Annotated in this window: 5 protein-coding genes and 1 pseudogene; 2 read left to right on the forward strand and 4 right to left on the reverse strand. The window is 63.7% G+C overall.

The annotated features are described in order from the left end of the window. Positions 1-9: 9 nt before the first annotated feature. The 4 genes and pseudogenes from I55_RS06175 to I55_RS06185 form a co-directional block, all read right to left on the reverse strand. Positions 10-999 carry an NACHT domain-containing protein gene (locus I55_RS06175; protein ID WP_044559626.1) on the reverse strand — a complete coding sequence of 330 codons (990 nt, stop codon included), beginning with the start codon at positions 997-999 and terminating at the stop codon, positions 10-12. A 228-nt stretch (positions 1,000-1,227) separates the two neighbouring features. Further along, positions 1,228-1,527, reverse strand: coding sequence for a hypothetical protein (locus tag I55_RS06180; protein WP_252181041.1), 300 nt, complete (start codon positions 1,525-1,527; stop codon positions 1,228-1,230). Next, positions 1,479-1,637 (reverse strand): annotated as a pseudogene (locus I55_RS34135) (transposase domain-containing protein); the annotation flags it as partial. The gene I55_RS06180 and the pseudogene I55_RS34135, both read right to left, overlap by 49 nt. Before the next feature lie 57 nt (positions 1,638-1,694). Next, positions 1,695-2,881, reverse strand: a protein-coding gene (locus I55_RS06185; RefSeq protein ID WP_252181042.1) for an IS3 family transposase whose coding sequence is annotated in 2 segments (ribosomal slippage) — positions 1,695-2,623 and positions 2,623-2,881 — 1,188 coding nt in all. Because the reading frame shifts where the segments join, the coding sequence is not laid out codon by codon here. A gap of 444 nt (positions 2,882-3,325) precedes the next feature. Here I55_RS06185 and I55_RS06195 point away from each other — a divergent pair. Beyond that, positions 3,326-3,706 (forward strand): hypothetical protein, encoded by a 381-nt coding sequence (locus I55_RS06195; protein ID WP_044559629.1) that lies wholly within the window; start codon positions 3,326-3,328, stop codon positions 3,704-3,706. A gap of 13 nt (positions 3,707-3,719) precedes the next feature. Continuing rightward, complete coding sequence (locus I55_RS35735; protein WP_148293593.1) at positions 3,720-4,007, forward strand: hypothetical protein; 288 nt, start codon at positions 3,720-3,722, stop codon at positions 4,005-4,007. The last annotated feature ends 145 nt before the right edge of the window (positions 4,008-4,152 follow it).

Below are 4,152 nucleotides of genomic sequence, written 5' to 3' on the forward strand. Positions count from 1 at the left end.
GCCCGGCCATCAGGACTTCGGGGGCACCGGTATCGTCCAGGCTGTCCTCCAGCACCCCTTTTCCACCTCCGCGCCAGGGCCCATGCGATCCGCCAGGCGCACCAGCACTCGGTCGCGCTCGCGGGTGCGGTCCCGGGCCTCCGGTAGCACCCGCCGGTGCCACAGGGCGGCCACGGCCCGGCGGTAGAACTGGTCCCGCGACGCCGGCAGCCGGCCGGGGTCCTCGGCCCACAGCAGGGCCGCCAATTGCAGCAACATGGGATTGCCGGCCAGGGGGGAAAGCGCGGGCTGTGCGTCCAACTGGGCCGCCAGCGTCTCGGCGTTCGGCCCCAGGGCCGGACGCAGAAAGTCTATCCTCTCCCGGCCCGGCCGCAAGGGCATGATGGTCTCGATCTGCCGGGGGCGCGGAGCAGAACCCAGCTCCGCAGCCTGCCACACCGCCGTGCGGCAGGTGGCCACCATCACCCCAGGCAGGGAGGGCAGACGCTTCAGCCAGTCCCGCAGAGGCGGATCGGCCGGCAGCTCATCCAGCCCGTCCAGCAGCCACAGGGGGCGGAAGCACCGGCCGTTGGTGGGAACATCGGCCCCGGGCTCGCCCAGGGCCCATAGCGCGTCGGCCAGGGCTGGTCCTCGCAAGGCCGGGTCCACCAGACTGGATTGGCCTTTCAGGTGACGCAGGGGAAGCAGCAAAGGCACCAGGACACCATAGCCGGGCGCCGCCGGCCGGGTCCGGCCGGCCCAGTGCTCCAGCAACCGGCTCTTGCCTGCGCCCGGCTCGCCCAGGATGAGGGTGAGGCCATCCCCAACGCGGAGCAGCTCGTCGAGGACCGCCGCCTCGGGCCGCTCAGCCAAGATTCCATGATCAAACCCCTCGCGCCAGGCCTCATAGCGCGGAAGCCGGGAGCCGCCCTCCTCCCCGTCCAGTTGCCCCCGCTGAACCGGCGTTCCCAGCCGGGCGGGAAAATAAGGCGGTAGCAGCGAGGCGTTCAGGTGGAGCATGATCGGAACAACCAATCGACGATGGACTTATGCTATCCTAACGTAAAAGTGCCAGCCGCCCAGGCGTGAATGGCGAGCCTCACTCGTTCCTGGCGGGTTATCCCTTAGCGCAACAATCTCCACCTCCAGCGCCGACCCCTGGCCATTTCCGAAAGGCCAGCCTGGTGGCACCGCAGTTCAGCCAGGGCTGCGGTCCGCTGTAAGCATGCGGCGTAGGCCACAGGCTGGCTATTCGGGCGCGATCCATCGCTTGAGCAGTCCGGGATTGTCCTTGTGGATCTGGACCAAATCGATAAGCGTCTCGATGCCGAAGTCGGTGAAGGCCATGACGGTCTGTTCGCCCGGGCCGTAGACCCAGATCAATCCGTCTTCCTGGTCCATTTCGGAAGCGACATCCCATAGCCAGTCCTCGTCCTCGCCGAGCAACTGGGCGACGCGGGTGATGGTCTGGACGTGATGGACCTTGTTGACCTGCACCGTCAGGCCGCCACGGCGGATGTCGCCGCCGCCTTGGGTGTCCAGCGCCACGGCAGCAGGTCGTCGAGCCTGTGGGCTGGGTGCGCGGCGATGCGGGCGAGGACGTCGGCCAGCCAGGCTTGTGGGTCGACGCCGTTCATCTTGGCGGTGACGATCAGAGAGGTGGCCCCGTTTGTTCGGACAGTTTGGCGGCTTGGATAAGCTAATCTCGGATGGTGTTACGCCGCCATTTTATCACCGGTGCTGATGGCCGCCCCTGCCGGGGTTAACCCCGGCAGGGGCGGCGGCCCGGACTGATCATACGCCTCGTCGGGTGTCCGTCCAGCCAGCGCCGAATGGGGCCGCTGGGCGTTGTAGTGGCTGATCCATTTCGTCAACCCGGCCCGCAGTTCCGACCCGGTCTCGAAGGCGTGGAGATAGACGCACTCATATTTCAGCGATCGCCACAGCCGCTCGATGAAGACGTTGTCCATCCACCGGCCGCGGCCGTCCATGCTGATCCGGATGCCTCGTTCCTTCAGCACGCCGGTGAAGCGTGGGCTGGTATATTGGCTGCCCTGGTCGGTGTTGAAGATCTCCGGCGCACCATAGCGGGCCAGGGCCTCCTCCAACGCCTCGATACAGAAATCGGCATCCATGGTGTTGGACAGTCGCCAGGCCAGGACCTTGCGCGTCGCCCAGTCCATGATCGCCGTCAGATACAGGAAACCCTTGCGCATCGGAATGTAGCTGATGTCCGAACACCAGACGTGATTGGGCCGGTCGACCGCCAGTCCTCTCAGCAAATACGGGTGCACCGGGTGCTGGGGATGGGGCTCGCTGGTCTTCGGCTTCTGATAGATCGCCGCCAGTCCCATCTTGGCCATCAACCGACCAAACCGCTTGCGGCCAACAGCGTGGCCCAAGCGCCGCAGATGGCGCGCCATCTGCCGGGCCCCGTAATAGGGCGTCTCCAGAAACTGCTCGTCGATCAGTCGCATCAGCGTCAGGTTCAACGAACTCTCCGGCGCCGGGCGGTAGTAGACCCCCGACCGGTTCACCGACAGCAATTCGCATTGCCGGACAATCGACAGGCGTGGGCGGCGCGGCTCAATCATTTCACGCCTCTGATCAAGCCCAAGCGAACAGAGGCATCCCGTAAAAAATCCCGCTCCACCAGCAACTGCCCGATCTTCGCGTGCAGCTTCTCGATCTCCGCCTCGCTGGCAGGCGGTACTGGTTCCGACTTGCTGGAGAATGTCGCCGCCATCCCGTCAATCGCCTGGCGTTTCCATTGCGCGATCATCGTATGGTGGATCTCGTATTTGGCCGCCAGTTCCGACAGTGTCTGATCCCCTTTGATCGCCTCAAGCGCGACCTTCGACTTGAACTCTGCCGAATACCGTCTCCTGGTAACCTTGCCCATAAAACCCGTCCTTCCTCAGAGCGGGATTAGCTTAGCACCCTGTCCGATTTTCCGGGGCCACCTCTGTCCACCCCGGAGAAGCGCAACCCGGTTGACCCGACCTTCACGTCCGGCAGCGTTTTTGGTGTGCATAAATTATCCCAACCCCCTCCTCGCGCGCCCCAAAATTCCCCAGCAATTTCAACGGTTGGCCACTTTATGTGATGGAAGTTTGGCCATTTGGTGCGTTGGATGGCCACTTTATGCGTTGGGGGACACTAAAAATGGAGGGATACCCATATTTTGAAAAAAAGCTACCATGATTTATTTTCACCGTATATGGTTCTTTCACCCGGGTCGATCTTCTCCATCTAACGCCCGCCATCCCCTATAACCACGATCAGCTCATCAGCCATCCAACCCCTTCAGCATAGCCCCGCGCGGGCGACGACCATGGAGTCAGCGATGATCGGCGTTTTCCTCTATTTCCTTCTCATTTCCATCGCTTGGCACTGCACCACCACGGAGCAGAAGAACAACGCGCTGGTCGCTCTGCTGTCCTTCCTCGGCCCGGGAGGAATGATGGTGCTTCTGGGGATCGCTAGCCTCTACATGGGCTCCATCATATCGCCCGCCGGACCGGACCTTTCCGGAGCGCCCGATGTTGTCCAGGCCGACTCGCCTGCCGACGCCATGGGTAAGGCCCTGGGGTACATGATGGGGGCCGTCTCTGTGAAATCCTTCGTCGTCGGACGATGGATATCCAGGATCATGATCGCCGTAGGCGTCGCCTTAATCCTGCTGCGCATCGCCCGCCTGGGCTCGCGCTCACAGCCGTCCGCCTGAAGAAAGGCTTCCTGTGACCCAGAAGACCCAGAAGCCGCCGGTCGACGTCCTCTCCCAGGGGGTAACCGGCGATGGTGATAAGCGACTCCCGCGGGCCGCCGGCAGCGATACCGGCACCCGCAAAGTGCGTGCTCACATCCCGCGGTCGGCGTGGGCCTCGATATTGGAAAGGCGGCGTGCCGGCGTTATGCTGTCGGCCTTGGCCCGCGAATATGGCTGCACTCCCGGTGCCATCTTCTATATCGTGCGCCAGGCGGAGGCCCTGGAAGCCGAGGCTCCACCGCCGACGGGCCAGTCCTAGGAGCCCTGGAGACACCAGTTGACACCAGCCCAGTGCAGGATGGCTCGCGGAGCACTCAACTGGACCATCCGCGACCTGGCCAAGGCCGGGGCAGTCGGCATCAGTCGGCCTTGGTGATTAGAGACAGTCACCCCATAGCAAATAA

This window comes from Azospirillum sp. B4 (assembly GCF_000333275.1).
In the GTDB taxonomy this organism is placed as follows: domain Bacteria; phylum Pseudomonadota; class Alphaproteobacteria; order Azospirillales; family Azospirillaceae; genus Nitrospirillum.

Excerpts from the sequence above, each read along its gene's own strand:
- I55_RS06175 (WP_044559626.1), bottom strand. The coding sequence starts at position 999 with ATGCTCCACCTGAACGCCTCGCTGCTACCGCCTTATTTTCCCGCCCGG.
- I55_RS06195 (WP_044559629.1), top strand. The coding sequence starts at position 3,326 with ATGATCGGCGTTTTCCTCTATTTCCTTCTCATTTCCATCGCTTGGCAC.